This is a genomic window from uncultured Ruminococcus sp. (assembly GCF_937915125.1).
Taxonomy (GTDB): Bacteria; Bacillota; Clostridia; order Oscillospirales; family Ruminococcaceae; genus Ruminococcus_C.
Genome location: NZ_CALDMP010000100.1, coordinates 1 through 16,839, shown reverse-complemented (window position 1 = coordinate 16,839; position 16,839 = coordinate 1). Strand labels below are relative to the sequence as shown.

Below are 16,839 nucleotides of genomic sequence, written 5' to 3'. Positions count from 1 at the left end.
TCTGACGAAAAATCTGACGGCGCATCTGACGCACAATCTTTGTGCAGTATTGCCTTTATTGCTTTTTTGTAAATTATCCCAAAAGATACGATCAATCCTTACAGACGCTTGACAAAACATTAAAATTAGTGTACTATATAACTAGTAAGCCAGGGTTACACTGTACAAAGAACGTCTGACGGCTTTGTGCGGTTTTGCCCTAAAGAAAGGACGTATACATATGACGCAAAAACAATCTGCACTGTCTCTGCGGGATCCGCTGATGGTGCGCAATGCGCGACTGGAAAGCCGTGGGCATAAACTGTGGATGGAAATCCTGATTTTTCTGCTGGTTTTCCTGGTCGTGATGATCGCCGAAAATATCATCACCATGGTGCCGACAATCGTAGGCATGATACAAACGCCGGCATATCAGGAATTGCTGGAATCTGCACAAAATGGCACATTCACCATGGAATCATACGTAGAATCCGTCATGGAGATCACAAAGCAGATGCCCAGCTGGGTCACAGTAGCGAGCCTCTTTGCCACTGCCGGCTGTATCGCAGTCACCCTGATCTATTGCACGAAAATGGAAAAGCGAAAGCTTTCCACCCTGGGAATGACCCGAAAAAAAGGATTCTCGGAATACTGCATCGGTCTGGGCGTGGGATTGCTGATGTTCGTGCTTGTGGTGGGGCTGAATCTGCTGTTCGGCGGCGTAAAACTGGAAGGCATTGCATTTCAGCCCAAGATGCTGCCCATTCTGATTTTATCATTCCTGGGCTATCTGATCCAGGGGGCATCGGAGGAGATTCTGTGCCGCGGTTATTTCTGTGTTTCCGTTTCCCGATGGATGCCCCTTTGGGTGGGCATGGTAGTGAATTCCATTGCCTTTGCGCTTCTGCATCTGGCGAATCCGGGCTTATCTCCTCTGGCACTGCTGAACCTGTTCCTTTTCGGTATCTTTATGACCGTGTACATGGTACGCCGGGGCAATCTCTGGGGCGTGTGTGCCATTCATTCCATCTGGAATTTCGCCCAGGGCAATATCTTCGGACTCCAGGTCAGCGGCATGGCATCTGAAAATACCATTCTCCGCACCGCGCAGAAAGATAACATGACACTCTGGAACGGCGGTGCATTCGGTCCCGAAGGCGGTCTTTGCGTGACATTCGTCCTGATCGCAGTAATTCTCATTGTCTGGCTCTTCTGCAAAAACCGGGATCTGGGACAGACGGCGGATCCCATACCGCAGAATTCTCCGGTTCAGGAAGCTCTGCCGCAGCAAGCATAAATTCACGCTTCTACATATTGCAAAAAAAGACGCAGTTGAAACCTAGCTGCGTCTTTTTTGCAGTTTTTTTATCCGAACCTCACTGAAGATACCATTTACCTACATTTAACCTTTCCGAGCATTTTAGATTAACCAGAATATGATATAATTCAAATGTGGAAAACACAATTGCACTTTGCTAAGAAAGGACAATGTATATGAAAAAGCAGAAAAAACAATGGCTCGCTGGAATCCTTGCGGGACTGCTCTGCCTGGGAAATCTGGCAGCACTGCCGGTATCGGCTGAAACGGCAGCAACAAGCGGTGAAAATGACACACTTGCCACCGCAGAAGCAATTGACTTGAACACACCGGTGACCGGCGATGTCGCAGGAGACGGCGACGTAGATTATTATAAGATTACACTGGAAGAAGACGGTATTCTGAGCCTGTCTTTTACCGCAGACTGGACCGCATCCTGGTTTGAAGCATATAATATCACATTCTACAGCGAAAATGGCACAGAACTCTGTAAATACACAGATGTCGACGAGAATATCATCACACGGGAACGTGGCTGGAAAGCAGGAACATACTATTATTGTGTCACAAAATGGGCAACAGCACCAGAGGGCACATATACCCTGGAAGCGGACTATACTGCTGCAAGTGCATTGACCTTCCCGGCACATGTGGAATATGAGGGGAATGACACCTTAGAAGCTGCAAACCCCATTCCCCTGAACACTAAAATTACGGGTTATCTTTCTTCGAAAGGTGATATGGATTATTATCAGTTCACCACAACAGAAGATGGTCAGATTTCTCTGCAATTGACATTCGACTATGTAGACAGCATCTATGGATGGACAGTTTCCCTGGTAGACGCAAGCGGAACACCTCTGCAAAACTGGGAAGTATCTCGCGCAGACGGTTCCTTTACTTCTACCGTAATAGGAGTCACACCCGGCACATATTATTGTAAGGTTACAATTGGTGGTTTTAACGAACTGGTCAGCTCCGATTATCAAATCTCTGCCAACTTCACCCCTTCCAGTGCATTAGACACACTGAACGAAACCGAACCAAATGACAGCTTCGACACCGCTGATACCATTCCAATCGCTACACCCTGTGTAGGTTCACTGCATTCCAAAACAGATGTGGATTACTATTCTTTCACCCTGGAAGAAGATTCCGCATTCAGCATTTCTTTCAATCATGAGAAAACGGATGAAACAGATAATAAATGGAAACTGTCTGTATACAACAGCAATCGAGATCTCATAAACACCTGGAATGTTCCCGCTAATATTGCAACCACAACTACCCCTATTTTCGGCTATCCGGCAGGTACATACTATTTTACGGTGACAGGATATAGTGACTACCATTACAGCGAGATGCCATACACTGTGCAGGTCAACGCCACGCCGAAGAGCCAATGGACGACACCTTATGACTATGAAACAGAACCCAACGGCAACTTTGAAACAGCCAGCACTCTGGCAATCGCCACCCCCTGCACAGCCTTGACCGACAACGACAGCAGTGATGTGGATTACTATACCTTTGAATTGACCGAACCGGGAACCATGTCCGTGACATTTGCACATGACATCATAGATGGAAATTATAATCTGTGGGAAGTGACACTCTTTGATACAGACCGCAAGAAAATTTCTTCTGTCACATCACCTGGAAACACGGCTTCTGTCACCATTCCAGAACAAGGATATAATCCTGGTATATATTACGTACAAGTGAATCCACAAGATTTTAGCGGTAACTATGCGTCGGGCGTGCAATATACCCTGACGGTCAACTTCGAAGCCAGAGACAACACAACCGAAAGTGAACCCAATGATACCATGAGCGGTGCAGATGAAATCCCTGTAAATACTGCCGTTTCCGGTCAGCTGTACAGTTCTTCTGATATCGACTACTACAAGACCACTCTGGAAAAGACATCGGAGATTTCCCTGCAATTTGAACACGCTCTGCCGGACAATATCTCCGACAGCAGTTCTGTTTACTGGCGTATCTCCCTGTACAGCTATGATGAAGATACAAACAGCATCAGCACCAAACCGGTTCAGACACTGGATGCACTCCTTTCCACTGGCAAAACAACAGCAGAGACGATCAAAGCCAATGCCGGTACGTACTATATCAAGGTTGAACCTCGTTCATCGTACACGTACAGCACCGTTGCATACACCCTCACCCTGAATGCAGAAGAAGTCACCTACGTCAGAGGTGATGTGAACGAGGATGGCAATGTCAATGCCGATGATGCCTACCTGGTATTGAAAGCCTACGCCTCCTATTCCGTCAGCGGTGACCTGGGACTGGAAGGCAATCCGCTTCTGGCTGCGGATGTGGACGAAAACGGTAACGTCAATGCCGATGATGCCTACTACATCCTGAAATATTACGCCACTGCATCTGTCAGCGGCTCGGCAGACTGGGATGCGATCCTCTGACGATAGCTTACAAATTTTTTAAAAAAACCGATGAATTTCCTCTGGAGATTTGTCGGTTTTTTTAGATATTCTGCCAGATTTTCCGGTTTTTCTTGCAATTTACGACAAAATATAGTATACTGGAAAAAGCACATACAAAGATATGCCATAAACGAAAGGGGTTATTCCATATGAAACGACACAAAAAATGCTGGCTTTCCCTGCTGACCGCCGGGCTGCTGTGCTTGAGCAGCTTCGGCGCAATGCCGGTTTCTGCAGAAACAGATGGCGAATCCTACGAAAACGACACCATTGCAACGGCAGAGACAGCTGAAGTAAATGCACCCATAACCGGCACACTCTCCAACAGCAGCGATGTAGACTATTACGCAGTAACGTTGGAAGGAGACGGCACGCTTTCTATTTCCTTTGACCATGCGGAGCAATTCTACACCAACTCTACCTACTGGAAAATTACACTGCATGACGACATCGGAACTACACTGCGTACATGGGAGAGCAAAGGCGGAGAAACTTCGCTCCAGACAGAAGCATTGGGATTCCATGCTGGAACCTATTATATAAGGATCTCCAGCCTCAGTCACAGTGCAGACCCCTACACCATGCAACTCAATTACACAACAGCAAGCGAATCTGACCAGCTTTACGAATTCGAATACAATAAAACGGCTGAGACCGCAAATCCCCTCCCTGTGAACACCTCCTGTATCGGCTGCACTTATTCTACCAGCGACGTTGACTATTACGCAGTCACACTGGAAGAATCCGGTTCCATCTCCGTTCTCTTTGAGCATCCGGAGCAATACTTTGCTAACTCCGATTACTGGAAATTTTCAATTCTCAAACCAGATGGCACTACTCTGCAAAAATGGGAAAGTACAGGCGGTACGACCAGATTCCAGACAAATGAGCTTGGTTATAGCGCCGGAACTTACTTCTTGAAAGTAGAAAGCGCCGGCAGTTTCAGCACAGATAATTATACGGTAAAGGTCAATTACACCGCCGCTTCTGCATCAGAAAAGTTTTACGAATCCGAATCCAACGACACCTTTGATGATGCCAGTCGACTTCCTGTAAACACCTCCTGCGTTGGCAGCATCGGCAATGAAACAGATGTGGATTGCTACGCAGTAACCCTGGAAGAAGACGGTATGCTCCAGATTACATTCCAGAACCCAGAGCAAAATTACATCAATTCAAAATACTGGACTTATTCGTTGATCGATTCCAATCAAAGCACCATGTGCAGCTGGGACAGCATTGGAAACGCCACAGTTAAACAAACCGAAAAACTGGGACTGCGTGCCGGAACATATTACATCAAAGTGGCATCCAGTACCTATTTCAGCACAGATAACTACACAATTCAAGCCGCATACACTCCCACCCAAGGCTCTGACACGCAATTTGAAGCCGAGTACAACGATACCATCAGCGATGCCAATGCGCTCCTCGTCAACACCCCCTGCATCGGCAATCTCTATCAAGACGCCGACGTGGATTATTACGCAGTAGCACTGGAAGAAGACAGCCTCATCCAGATCACATTCCAGCACCCGGAGCAGAATTACAATGCTTCAAACTACTGGAGCTACACACTCATCGATGCAAGCGGCAAGGAACTATGCAGCTGGACCAGCCAGGGCGGCACAGCGCTTCAGCAGACAGAAAAACTCGGATTCCGTCCGGGAACATATTATATCAAAGTTGTTTCCTCTTCGTACCACAGCGCAGACAATTATACCATTACAGTCAATTCCACAACTGAAGGCGTATACGAAACTGAATATAACGATACTGCTGCCACAGCCAATGCTGTTCCTGTTGCGACTGCCTGCACAGGAAATCTCTATTCCGAAACAGACAAGGATTATTACAGTTTTACCCTGGACGAAACCAGCAATGTTTCGCTTCAATTCAACCATGCAAACCAGAACTATCCCGCCTCCACCTACTGGAAGCTCCAGCTGCTTGATGCAAAGGGAAAAGTGCTGGAAAACTGGGATAGCACAGGCAGCGCAACCAGTATGCTGACGGAAGAGACGATGCTGTCCGCTGGGACTTATTCCCTGGCAATCACAAATGGCTCCTACCATTCTGTGGATAACTACACCATCCAGATCAACGCCGCAGAGATCCCCTATCTCAGAGGCGATGTAGATGAAGACGGCGATGTGGACGCAGACGATGCCTACCTGGTACTGAAAGCCTATGCCTCCTATTCCGTCAGCGGCGATCTGGGACTGGAAGGCAATCCCCTTCTGGCAGCAGATGTGGACGAAAACGGTAACGTCAATGCCGACGACGCCTACTACATCCTGAAATATTACGCCACCGCATCTGTCAGCGGCTCGGCAGATTGGGATGCACTGATCTGACTTATCAGAAAATAGAAAAGCCAAAAGCTGTTGTCCAAAACAAACTCTAAGAAGTTTGTCATTGCGGCAACAGCTTTTTGGGTTAAGGCAATTCGTTTTAATCTCCAAATACAGGCAGTTTATCCACCATCCGAATTAAGAATTTTAAAAGTAAAATACTATCATCTGCATTCACTTCACTATCTTGATTACAATCACCGTTTTCTTGTGCTGTGGGATTCAGTGAAACGGCTCCGGAACAATACTGATTCAGCAAAACAGTATCACAAAGATTGATTCTGCCATCCAGGTTGATGTCACCGAAGAATACTCCCACAAGATCTGGAGTTGTGCTGTTTGTTCCTGTGTCCTCCGTAGTGGTCTGAGAATTCAACCAATCCGGGGTCGTGGTGTTTGTACCCGTATCCTCCGTGGTAGTCTGAGAATTCAACCAATCCGGGGTTGTGCTGTTTGTTCCCGTATCCTCTGTGGTGGTCTGAGAATGCAACAAAGATTCTAACCAATCTGGTGTGGTCGTACCAAATGTTCCTGTATATACATAGGTATCCGGAGTGGTACTAACGGTTGTTTCAGTCGTTTTTGATTTTGTTGTTGCTGTAGTAGTTGTGGTCGATTCTGTGGCAGATGTAGAATGTGTCTCTGTCGATGGTTCCTCCGAATCAGCCGTTGCCATACTCGGATCAGTTGTAGTGGCATATGTCGTTGTGATACTGGGATTTTTCGCTCTGAAGGTGTAATCCATTTCATAGTCATTTGCTTCTGCATAAACACCCTCATTTTGCAGCTGATATCCTTCCGGCACAGATATTGCATAAATCGTATAAGATTTTCCATATTCCAACATAAAAGTAAAGTCACCACCGTCATACACGAATTGATAAATCACTTCCTCCGTCTCAACGGATGTCACCTGAAATTCAACCCCAGGAAGATACAATTCGTCATTGTCAGATTCATCCAAAACACGTATTGTCATGGGAATGCCCTCAGTCCTTGGATCGACTACTTCTTGTTCATTCGCCTCAGTTGTTGTTTCCAACGCTTCTGTTTGAAGCGTTCCGGAAGAGATCACCGCAGTAAATGCGAGTGTCAGGCTTGCGATTCCAGCCAACAATTTTTTCAGCATAAAAATCATCCTTTCTTAAAATCATTCACATTTTATCCCCTAGAAGTGAAATGTTCCAAAATTATTATATCAAATCATGAAGAAAAAGTCAATACAAATCATCAATATGCACAAAAAATATGTAAAACGAACAATGTAATCTTTCTAATTCAGCCACAAGGCATTTTATGTTTACATAATAAAAATCGTAATAGGTCAGATAAAAACCTTCACCACTTATAAATCCCCACAAATCATGTTAAATTTCCCAACCTCTTATTTGTGCAGTCCTACAAATCTCAGAAAAATCAGTTTTCCTCTTGACAAAGCAGATCAAAAGTTGTATACTATCTAATGGGTTAGGTTTTACTAACCCATTTCTTTCTACTATAGGTTAGTTGATTCTAACCAATTTTATTCCAGCGTGTCACGAGGAGGATGGTTATGATGCCACTGACATTTGCAAGTCCGGGGGAAGAAAACCTGATCAGAAAGATCGGCGAGAACCCGGAAACCAAAAAATTTCTGGAAAATCTGGGATTTGTCGTAGGCGGAACAATCACCGTGGTAAATGCCATCGGCGGAAATGTCATCGTCAACGTCAAGGAATCCCGTGTGGCAATCTCAAAGGAAATGGCAAACAAAATTATGGTATGAATACCTGTGCCGTTTCCGGTAACAGGTTTTGGAAAGGAGATTATTATGGCAACACTGCGAGAAGCAAAAATCGGTCAGACTGTCCGTGTCAAAAAGCTTACCGGCGAAGGTGCTGTGAAGCGCAGAATCATGGACATGGGCATTACCAAAGGGGTGGAGATCTATATCCGTAAGGTAGCACCTCTGGGCGACCCTGTGGAAATCACTGTCCGCGGCTACGAACTGTCTCTGCGCAAGGCAGACGCCGAAATGATCGAAATCGAATAAATGAATTGTGCGTACATTTGCCACTGCAAAAAAGCTGTGCGCCTATTTTTTCAAGTCGTTGGTTAGTTTTATCTAATTGAAAATGAAAGGATGAATACAATGGGTATCAAGATCGCATTAGCCGGCAACCCCAACGCCGGAAAAACCACGTTGTTCAATGCCCTGACCGGTTCCAACCAGTTTGTCGGCAACTGGCCGGGCGTTACCGTGGAAAAGAAAGAGGGTAGACTGAAAGGGCAGAAGGATGTCATTATCACCGATTTGCCGGGTATTTATTCCCTTTCTCCGTACACACTGGAGGAAGTCGTTGCCCGTAACTACCTGATCCAAGAGCGTCCGGATGCCATACTCAACATTGTTGATGGCACGAATCTGGAGCGAAACCTGTACCTGACCACGCAGCTGGTGGAGCTTGGCATTCCAGTAGTCGTTGCCATCAATATGATGGATGTTGTCCGAAAAAACGGCGACCAGATACGTAAGGAACAGCTGGCAAAGGAACTAGGCTGTCAGGTCGTGGAGATCTCCGCACTGAAAGGTACCGGCGTGGCAGAAGCCGCTGCAGCAGCGGTCAGTGCCGCACAGAGCAAGACGCCCATGGTTCCCCAGCACAAGTTTGGTGGGTGCGTAGAGCATGCCCTGGCGCATATTGAGGAGGCATTCCTGCACGATGTACCGGAGGAGCAGCAGAGATGGTATGCCATCAAGATTTTTGAGCGTGACGAAAAAGTCCTGGAACAGCTGCAAATCCCGGAACAGACAAAGGAACATTTGGAAAAGGACATTGCCGCAGCAGAACAGGAAATGGATGACGATGCAGAGAGTATCATCACCAACGAACGATATTTGTACATTGCATCTATCATCAAGGACTGCCTGAAAAAGAAACAGACAGGTATGACAACCTCGGATAAGATCGACCGGATCGTCACCAACCGCTGGCTGGCACTGCCGATCTTTGCCGTTGTCATGTTTATCGTATACTATGTATCTGTCACCACCGTGGGCACATGGGTAACAGACTTTATGAACGATACCCTCTTCGGCGGCTGGATCACCGATGGTGCAAACTATCTGCTGGAGAGCATCCACTGTGTTGACTGGCTGCAAAGCCTGATCGTAGACGGCATTATCGGCGGTGTCGGCGCTGTCCTGGGATTCGTCCCCCAGATGCTGGTATTGTTCCTCTTCCTGGCGTTCCTGGAATCCTGCGGCTATATGGCAAGAATCGCCTTTGTCATGGATCGTATTTTCCGGAAGTTCGGTCTTTCCGGCAAGTCCTTTATCCCCATGCTCATCGGCACTGGCTGCGGCGTACCGGGCATCATGGCAAGCCGTACCATTGAAAATGCGCGCGACCGCCGCATGACCATTATGACCACTACCTTCATTCCCTGCGGCGCAAAAGTGCCCATCATCGGACTGATTGCCGGCGCACTGTTTGGCAATGCTGGTTGGGTAGCAACATCCGCTTATTTCATCGGCGTTGGGGCAATTATCGTATCGGGCATAATGCTGAAGAAAACGAAGATGTTTTCCGGCGACCCGGCACCCTTTGTTATGGAGCTTCCGGCATATCATATGCCCACTGTAGGCAGCGTGCTCCGTTCCATGTGGGAACGGGGCTGGTCGTTTATCAAGAAAGCCGGCACCATCATTCTGCTTTCCACCGTCGTACTCTGGTTCCTCATGGGCTTTGGTTTTGAGAACGGCAGCTTCGGCATGGTGGAGGACATTGACAGCTCCATCCTGGCAGTGATCGGCAGTGCAATTGCATGGATCTTCGCACCTCTGGGCTGGGGCGACTGGAAGGCAGCCGTTGCCGCAGTTACCGGACTTATCGCAAAGGAAAACGTTGTTGCCACCTATGGTTCCCTCTACCACTTCGCCGGAGAAGTTTCTGAAAATGGCGATGAGATCTGGGGACAGTTTGCAGCCAGCTTCTCTGCACTAGCGGGCTACTCCTTCCTGGTATTCAACCTGCTGTGTGCACCGTGCTTCGCTGCAATGGGTGCCATTAAGCGGGAGATGAACAACGCGAAATGGACTGCTTTCGCCATTGGCTATCAGTGTGTATTTGCCTATGCCGTTTCCCTGTGCATCTACCAGATCGGTTCCATTTTCACCGGAGATGTCAATATGATCGGACTGATCGCAGCAATTGCCATCATTGCATTTATGATCTACATGCTGGTCAGACCCTATAAGGAAAGCAATAGACTCGGCGCAAAAGTAAAAGTATAAGCACACAATTTCCAAAGGAGGCAGTTTATGGACAGTATCGGTACATGGATCGTGATTCTCATTCTGGCGGCAATCATCACCCTTGTGGTTTGGAAGCTGGTAAAGGATAAGCGGAACGGCAAGTCCTCCTGCGGATGCAACTGCGGCTGCTGTCCCAATTCCCAGCTTTGCCACAGCAAAACTGAACCGAAATCAAAATAAATCATAGGCAATACCGCACAAAGATTGTGCGGTATTGCCCATAAGCAAAAACGCATCGGGAACCTGTTCAGTCAGGTATCCGATGCGTTTTTTCTACGGCAGCATTCCGTCAAACCATCGCAGCTTCGATTTCCATTCAAGCGTCATGTTGCCGTAAAATAATCATTTTTCAGATAAAAGTAAAGCGCTCATCTGAGGGAGCAGATGAGCGCTTTAGTAAGGGGATTTTTATGAAAAAAATTTTTAAGAAAGGATACTTATATTATACTCTGCAACCCCCTGGTTGTCAATAGAATCTTAGAACATTTACAAATGATTCATAAAATAAATACAATCAAATGCAACATTTCCGGGATTCCCAGTTTTTGCAGTTATTTTCCCTCAGATTTTCCTGCATTTTCCGAAAAATGCACATTCACCTGCGGATATGGGATGGAGATTCCCTTGCGGTCAAATGCCTTTTTCACATCCTCCAGCAAACGATAATGCAGCGGCCAGTAGTTTTCACTCTTCGTCCATACCTGCAAGCGTAGGGTCACTGCGCTTTCGTCATGGCTGCTGACAAACACCTCCGGTGCTGGGTCATGCAATGCCTCCGGCGCTGTCTTGACTACATCCATGATAACCGCCCGTGCTGTATCAATATCATTTTCATAACTGATACCGAAGAGCAGATCCACCCGGCGCAATTCCTTGTCCGTATAGTTGATGATCTTATCACTGGAAACCACACCATTGGGAATGAAAACCGTCTTATTGTCCGGCGTTACAATTCGTGTATACAAAATCGTAATTGCCTCGATCTTGCCGATGACACCGTCCACTTCCACAGTATCCCCCTCTTTCATAGGCTTGGAGAACAGGATGATAAATCCGCCGGCAAGGTTGGAGAGGCTGTCCTTTAACGCCAGACCCACTGCAACACCGGCAGATGCGATCACGGCGACAATGGAATCCATAGGCACATCCAGAATGGAAAGGGCAATCACAACAAGTAATACATAGAGGATGATCTTGATGACCGACCGCACAAAGCTTGCCATAATGCCGTCCATGTTGGAACGTTCAAAGGCACGCCGAAGAAAGCGCATGACTTGTTTTACCAGAAAGTATCCCACTGCCAGAAAAATCACTGCAAATATCAGTTCCGGCAGTTTGTCCAGAAAGGGCTGAAACAAATTGGAGAGAATGCTCGTTGTCTGTTCTACTTCATGGCTGACCGTATCCACCACTTCCTGCACGGATGCAAGTTCAGTTGTTCCTGTTGCAGCAGCGACCGTCTCCGCTGACAGCATACTGCTCATAGTCTCACCTCCTCCGCAGCGCATTTTCCCTATTATACCTTATTTCCCGAAAAAGGTCAAGGCGGTGTGCCCGCAAATTTCTGGAGACCACTATCGGGCGAACACAGTTTTCTTTTACCTAAAAGCAAAAAAATGCCCCTCAGTCAGACAACCGGAATATCCCGGGAAATCCAACAGAGGGAGCATTTTAAAACACTTTAACTGATATGTACAGAAAAGAATCTGCTTATTTCTGTGCCATTCCCAGTTCAATCGCCTTGAGATTGGAAGCAATCAGGTGTGCACGCTTCGGGGGAATGCACTTTTCCATTGCCTTCTGTACTGTCTCCATGGAGAACAGACCGGTTTCCGCCAGCATTCTGCCCAGCAGAACCATATTTGCCGCACCATTCAGTCCGGCATCTGTTGCCATATCTGTTGCCGGCAGAGAGATTACCTTCACATCACTGCGAGGGCATTCCTCGTCCACAATCGAATTGTCCAGCAATACCAGACCGCCCGGCTTTACCTCGTCAATAAACTTCTTGTAAGAGGGACCATTCATGGCAATCAGATAATCCGGATTCGCCACAACCGGCGAACCGATAGGCTCATCAGAGATGCAGACGGAGCAATTCGCCGTACCGCCGCGCATTTCCGGGCCATAGGACGGCAGCCATGAGATCTCACGGTTGTCGATCAGTGCACAATATGCCAGAACCTTTCCGGCAAACAGGATACCCTGTCCGCCAAAGCCGGCTAAAATAATTTCCGTTGTCATGCCTGTGCCGCCTCCTCTGCTGTAACATCCTTATATACACCCAGCGGATAATACGGGATCATCTTGTCCTTGACAAATTCCATAGATTCCGCCGGAGAAAGTCCCCAGTTGGTGGGACAGGTGGAGAGCACTTCGATAATGGAAAGACCACGCTTTGCCTTTTCGTTTTCGAATGCCTTGCGGATTGCCTTCTTGGCGTCCCGGATATGGGGTACGGTATCAATTGCCACACGCTGTGCCAGCGCAGTACCGCTGAGGGTTGCCATCATTTCGCAGATGCGGATGGGGAAGCCAGCAGTATCCGTATTCCGCCCGAAGGGTGTCGTCTGGGTCACCTGACCCGGCAGTGTTGTCGGTGCCATCTGACCGCCTGTCATGCCGTAAGTGGTGTTGTTGATAAAGATGATAACCAGATTCTCCCCACGGGTACCTACGTGAACTGTCTCCGCTGTACCAATGGCAGCAAGGTCGCCGTCGCCCTGATAGGTGAACACCATCTTATCCGGATTCACACGCTTTGCACCGGTTGCCACAGCCGGTGCTCTGCCGTGAGGTGCCTCAATAACATCACAGCCGAAATAGTTATAGGACATAACAGAGCAGCCTACCGGAACAACGCCGATGGTCTCGCCCTCAATGCCCATTTCATCAATAACCTCGCAGACCAGGCGATGCACGATACCATGACCGCAGCCCGGACAAAAATGGGTCGGCACATCCAGAAGGGACTTGGGATGATCAAATACAACTGCCATTATTCTGCACCTCCTGCCAGTTTTTCAATTTCCGCCAACACTTCTGCCGGAGTCGGGATCACGCCGCCAGTTCTGCCAAAGAATGCCACCGGCAGACGGCACTGTGTTGCCAGACGAACATCATCGATCATCTGACCCATGGACATTTCCACATCCAGAATCTGGGATGCACACTTTGTTGCCTCACACAATTCCTTCTTCGGGAACGGCCACAGCGTTTTGGGGCGGAACAGACCTGCCTTGATACCGTTGCGACGTGCGCTGGTAACTGCGGACTTTGCCACACGTGCAGAAGCACCATAAGCAGTTACTACGATCTCAGCGTCATCACAGCAGAACAGTTCTGCATCTGTCTCTGTTTCTTCAATAATGGCATAGCGCTTGAAGCGCTCCTGTACCTTTGCCTCCAGCAGCGGTGCGTCCAGATAGAGGGAGTTGATGATATGATGCTCCCGCGCACCCTTATGACCGCAGGCGGCCCAGTCGGACTTATCCGGCAGCTCTGTGCGAGGTTCCGGGAATGTTACCGGCTCCATCATCTGTCCCAGCAGACCGTCAGCCAGGATCATTGCCGGTATACGATACTGATCTGCCTTGTCAAATGCCAATGTTACAGTGTCCACCATTTCCTGTACAGAACACGGTGCATACACGAGAATATGAAAATCGCCATGACCCATGGCGTGGGTAGCCTGATAATAGTCAGACTGTGCCGGCTGGATAGAACCCAGACCCGGGCCACCGCGCTGTACGTTAATGATCAGACCCGGCAGGTCAGAGCCTGCCATGTAAGAAATGCCCTCTGCCTTCAGAGAAACACCCGGCGAAGAGGAGGATGTCATAGCACGCACGCCAGTGGACGCTGCGCCAAGAACCATATTGATAGCAGCGATCTCCGACTCTGCCTGCAAAAAGACACCGCCGGATTTTTCCATACGCTTTGCCATATACGCAGACAGCTCTGTCTGCGGTGTGATCGGATAGCCAAAGAAGCACTTACAGCCGGCACGGATTGCCGCCTCTGCCAATGCCTCATTGCCTTTCATGAGACTTCTTTCCATTGGGGTTAACCTTCCTTCTACTTTTGAATGGTGATTGCGCAGTCCGGGCACATCATAGCACACATTGCACAGCTGATGCAAGCATCCTGATCGGTGCAGACCGCAGTGAAATAGCCTTTTTCGTTGCGTTTTTCCTTTTGCAGTGCAACGATCTTCCTGGGACATGCCGTCACGCAAAGTCCGCATCCCTTACAGCGTTCAAACTGTACCTGCATTTTCTCCATTTGACTCACCCCTTTCTACGTGCAGTAAGCTCTCTGCTCCCTTTTATAAAACGGATTCGTATGATATTTCACTGTTCCCAAACCGGCTTCACATACACCTGTACCGGCAGCGGATCCGGAACGCTTATCTCCAGATCTTCCCGATAAGTGGTGTATACCAAAGGCAGCTCTGCCTGCTTTGCGATTTCTTCTGCATAGGGCAGTGCATCCAGAATGGTCTGCGCCGTGGTTTCCCTGCCCAGATTGGAGTTGTTCACAATGCCTGTGTGGCGCATCCGGGAGACTGCTTCGATCTCACGCATCAGCGTCAGTGTCTCGCCCGGTTCTTCCGTGAGATAACGGTAGCGGTTGACCACATACCACATATCCAGCTGATCCGGCACATAGGCAGAAAAGCCCTCTGCATATCGTCCCAGTCCGATGGCACCGGCATCGTCGCCGCCTACATCCACAATAAGATAGCCCGGTTCGTATGCCATGCGTTCCATATCAAAGGAGATCGCCGGAATATCCAGGCTGGTATTGGCATACATAGATGCCGCCAGCGTGATGCCGTGAGATTCAAACAGCCCGGCAAAATCCGCCGTGCGGAAATAGGGATTGACAATATCAAAATCCACCACTGTGACCTTTTCTCCGGCATCTGCCAGGCGAAGCGCCAGATTCACTGCCAGATTGGTTTTGCCGGATCCATAATGACCGGTGATGATGGTTATTTTCTTCATAGGGACTCCTTTCCGCGTTTGTCCGCATACGACTTTTATTATACCACAACTGCCGACAGAATGCAACTGTTTGCCTTTAATTTCTCTGGAATTAAAATGTGAAAAAGGCTGTTCCGTATGCCAGACCGCCGCCGAATCCCGACAGCATAACAGTTTCACCCCGCTGTATGCCGCCGCTGCGCACACATTCATCCAAGGCAATGGGAATAGATGCCGCAGAAGTATTCCCGCAGTGCCCGATATTCATGAAAAATTTCTCCATAGGTTCTTTCAGCTGCTTCGCCGCTGTCTGGAGAATACGTGCATTTGCCTGATGGCAGATATACTTGTCCGGCAGTCCGCCAGCCTGCTCTGCTGTCCGTAAAATACTATCGGTCAATGCCTGCACCGCAAAGGTATACACTGCCCTGCCTTCCATCGACACCTTCTGCTGCTCTGGTTCTGCATCTGCATGAGAAAAGGGATTCGGCAACGTGTAATTTCTGGGACAGTACAGCACCTGATCGTCACCCTTTGCACCGCCGTTGAAATAATACGCTGTATTCTCATCCAGTTCCAGTACGACAGCCCCGGCACCATCTCCGAAGAGGACACAAGTGTTCCGATCTGAAAAGTCCGTGATCCGGCTTAGAAGCTCACTTCCTGTCACCAGCGCATATTTTTTCTCCGGCATGGCACACAGCAGTGCGCGTGCCGTATGCAGGGCATAGAGAAACCCGGTGCAGGCGGCGCTCATATCAAAGGCAAAGATATGCTCCGAAAGCCCGCACTCTCGCTGTAACAGACAAGCAAGAGAGGGTACCATCGTCTCTCCCGTCATTGTCGCGCAGATCACCACACCAATCTCGCCGGGATCAATGCCAGCCATAGCCATGGCACGTTCTGCGGCAGTCTTTGTCAATGCAAGGTTTGTCTCTCCATCTGCAATATGCCGTTGTTCGATCCCAGTTCTCGTCCGGATCCACTCGTCACTGGTTTCCACAATGCCTTCCATATCTGCATTGATGACCACCTGAGACGGCACACAGCTTCCTGTTCCCAATAAACGAATTCCAATTTCCTGTTTCATGCATCAAGTTCCTCCACATTCTATCCAAACTGGCTATCTCACTGAGAGAAGTCAGTTCGAAAATATTCCAGGGCAATACCGCACAAAGATTGTGCGGTATTGCCCCAGTGTCCAAGCACTGCCTGATGCAATTAGTATACCTGCTTTTCCCAGTAGAATCCACCCACCCTCGTGAGAATCGGGTCTACAAATCTCAAAAAAGAACGACTATGGAGGAGAATAAGCGCAAAAATGGAGCAGAAACGCATTCTGCCCCAAAATACTCTAGGCAACACCGCACAAAGAGCGCCTAGCGGCTTTGCACGTCATATGCTTGCAAATTTTCCGTCATATTTCACAAAAATGCTC

General features: G+C 48.3%; 15 protein-coding genes. 7 read left to right on the top strand and 8 right to left on the bottom strand.

Going from position 1 to position 16,839, the window contains the following annotated elements:
* Nucleotides 1–220 precede the first annotated feature (220 nt).
* The 3 genes from Q0418_RS10655 (at nucleotide 221) to Q0418_RS10645 (ending at nucleotide 6,119) form a co-directional block, all read left to right on the top strand.
* Entirely contained in the window at nucleotides 221–1,276 is a 1,056-nt protein-coding gene (locus Q0418_RS10655; RefSeq protein WP_298484114.1) for a CPBP family intramembrane glutamic endopeptidase, read from the top strand.
* A 197-nt stretch (nucleotides 1,277–1,473) separates the two neighbouring features.
* Nucleotides 1,474–3,741 carry a dockerin type I domain-containing protein gene (locus Q0418_RS10650; RefSeq protein ID WP_298484113.1) on the top strand — a complete coding sequence of 756 codons (2,268 nt, stop codon included), beginning with the start codon at nucleotides 1,474–1,476 and terminating at the stop codon, nucleotides 3,739–3,741.
* Nucleotides 3,742–3,911: 170 nt separating this feature from the next.
* Nucleotides 3,912–6,119, top strand: coding sequence for a dockerin type I domain-containing protein (locus Q0418_RS10645; protein ID WP_298484112.1), 2,208 nt, complete (start codon nucleotides 3,912–3,914; stop codon nucleotides 6,117–6,119).
* 97 nt (nucleotides 6,120–6,216) lie between these two features.
* Here the strand turns inward: Q0418_RS10645 and Q0418_RS10640 are convergent, their stop codons facing one another.
* Nucleotides 6,217–7,245 carry a dockerin type I repeat-containing protein gene (locus tag Q0418_RS10640; RefSeq protein WP_298484111.1) on the bottom strand — a complete coding sequence of 343 codons (1,029 nt, stop codon included), beginning with the start codon at nucleotides 7,243–7,245 and terminating at the stop codon, nucleotides 6,217–6,219.
* 423 nt (nucleotides 7,246–7,668) lie between these two features.
* Between Q0418_RS10640 and Q0418_RS10635 the strand changes: the two genes are divergently transcribed.
* The 4 genes from Q0418_RS10635 (at nucleotide 7,669) to Q0418_RS10620 (ending at nucleotide 10,593) form a co-directional block, all read left to right on the top strand.
* Nucleotides 7,669–7,881, top strand: coding sequence for a FeoA family protein (locus Q0418_RS10635; protein WP_298484110.1), 213 nt, complete (start codon nucleotides 7,669–7,671; stop codon nucleotides 7,879–7,881).
* Nucleotides 7,882–7,926: 45 nt separating this feature from the next.
* A complete protein-coding gene (locus Q0418_RS10630; protein ID WP_298484109.1) occupies nucleotides 7,927–8,148 on the top strand; it encodes a ferrous iron transport protein A in 222 nt (73 codons plus the stop codon).
* Nucleotides 8,149–8,247: 99 nt separating this feature from the next.
* Complete coding sequence (feoB, locus tag Q0418_RS10625; RefSeq protein ID WP_298484108.1) at nucleotides 8,248–10,392, top strand: ferrous iron transport protein B; 2,145 nt, start codon at nucleotides 8,248–8,250, stop codon at nucleotides 10,390–10,392.
* Nucleotides 10,393–10,419: 27 nt separating this feature from the next.
* Nucleotides 10,420–10,593, top strand: a complete 174-nt coding sequence (locus Q0418_RS10620; RefSeq protein WP_298484107.1) for a FeoB-associated Cys-rich membrane protein — start codon at nucleotides 10,420–10,422, stop codon at nucleotides 10,591–10,593.
* A gap of 371 nt (nucleotides 10,594–10,964) precedes the next feature.
* Here the strand turns inward: Q0418_RS10620 and Q0418_RS10615 are convergent, their stop codons facing one another.
* From Q0418_RS10615 to Q0418_RS10585, 7 genes are all read right to left on the bottom strand, one after another.
* A complete protein-coding gene (locus Q0418_RS10615) occupies nucleotides 10,965–11,897 on the bottom strand; it encodes a mechanosensitive ion channel family protein (RefSeq protein WP_298484106.1) in 933 nt (310 codons plus the stop codon).
* Between the two features lie 226 nt (nucleotides 11,898–12,123).
* Nucleotides 12,124–12,657 carry a 2-oxoacid:acceptor oxidoreductase family protein gene (locus tag Q0418_RS10610; protein ID WP_298484105.1) on the bottom strand — a complete coding sequence of 178 codons (534 nt, stop codon included), beginning with the start codon at nucleotides 12,655–12,657 and terminating at the stop codon, nucleotides 12,124–12,126.
* Entirely contained in the window at nucleotides 12,654–13,412 is a 759-nt protein-coding gene (locus tag Q0418_RS10605) for a thiamine pyrophosphate-dependent enzyme (protein ID WP_298484104.1), read from the bottom strand. The genes Q0418_RS10610 and Q0418_RS10605 overlap by 4 nt, the downstream gene beginning before the upstream one ends.
* The gene (locus tag Q0418_RS10600; protein WP_298484103.1) at nucleotides 13,412–14,473 is read right to left on the bottom strand and encodes a 3-methyl-2-oxobutanoate dehydrogenase subunit VorB; all 1,062 of its coding nucleotides are present in this window, start codon (nucleotides 14,471–14,473) and stop codon (nucleotides 13,412–13,414) included. Before Q0418_RS10600 ends, Q0418_RS10605 begins: the two co-directional genes overlap by 1 nt.
* Before the next feature lie 17 nt (nucleotides 14,474–14,490).
* Entirely contained in the window at nucleotides 14,491–14,697 is a 207-nt protein-coding gene (locus Q0418_RS10595; protein ID WP_298484102.1) for a ferredoxin family protein, read from the bottom strand.
* A gap of 68 nt (nucleotides 14,698–14,765) precedes the next feature.
* Nucleotides 14,766–15,422: a P-loop NTPase gene (locus Q0418_RS10590; protein ID WP_298484101.1), complete on the bottom strand. Its 657-nt coding sequence runs from the start codon at nucleotides 15,420–15,422 to the stop codon at nucleotides 14,766–14,768.
* Nucleotides 15,423–15,513: 91 nt separating this feature from the next.
* On the bottom strand, nucleotides 15,514–16,491 hold the full coding sequence (locus Q0418_RS10585; protein ID WP_298484100.1) for a beta-ketoacyl-ACP synthase III: 978 nt from the start codon (nucleotides 16,489–16,491) through the stop codon (nucleotides 15,514–15,516).
* Nucleotides 16,492–16,839 lie beyond the last annotated feature (348 nt).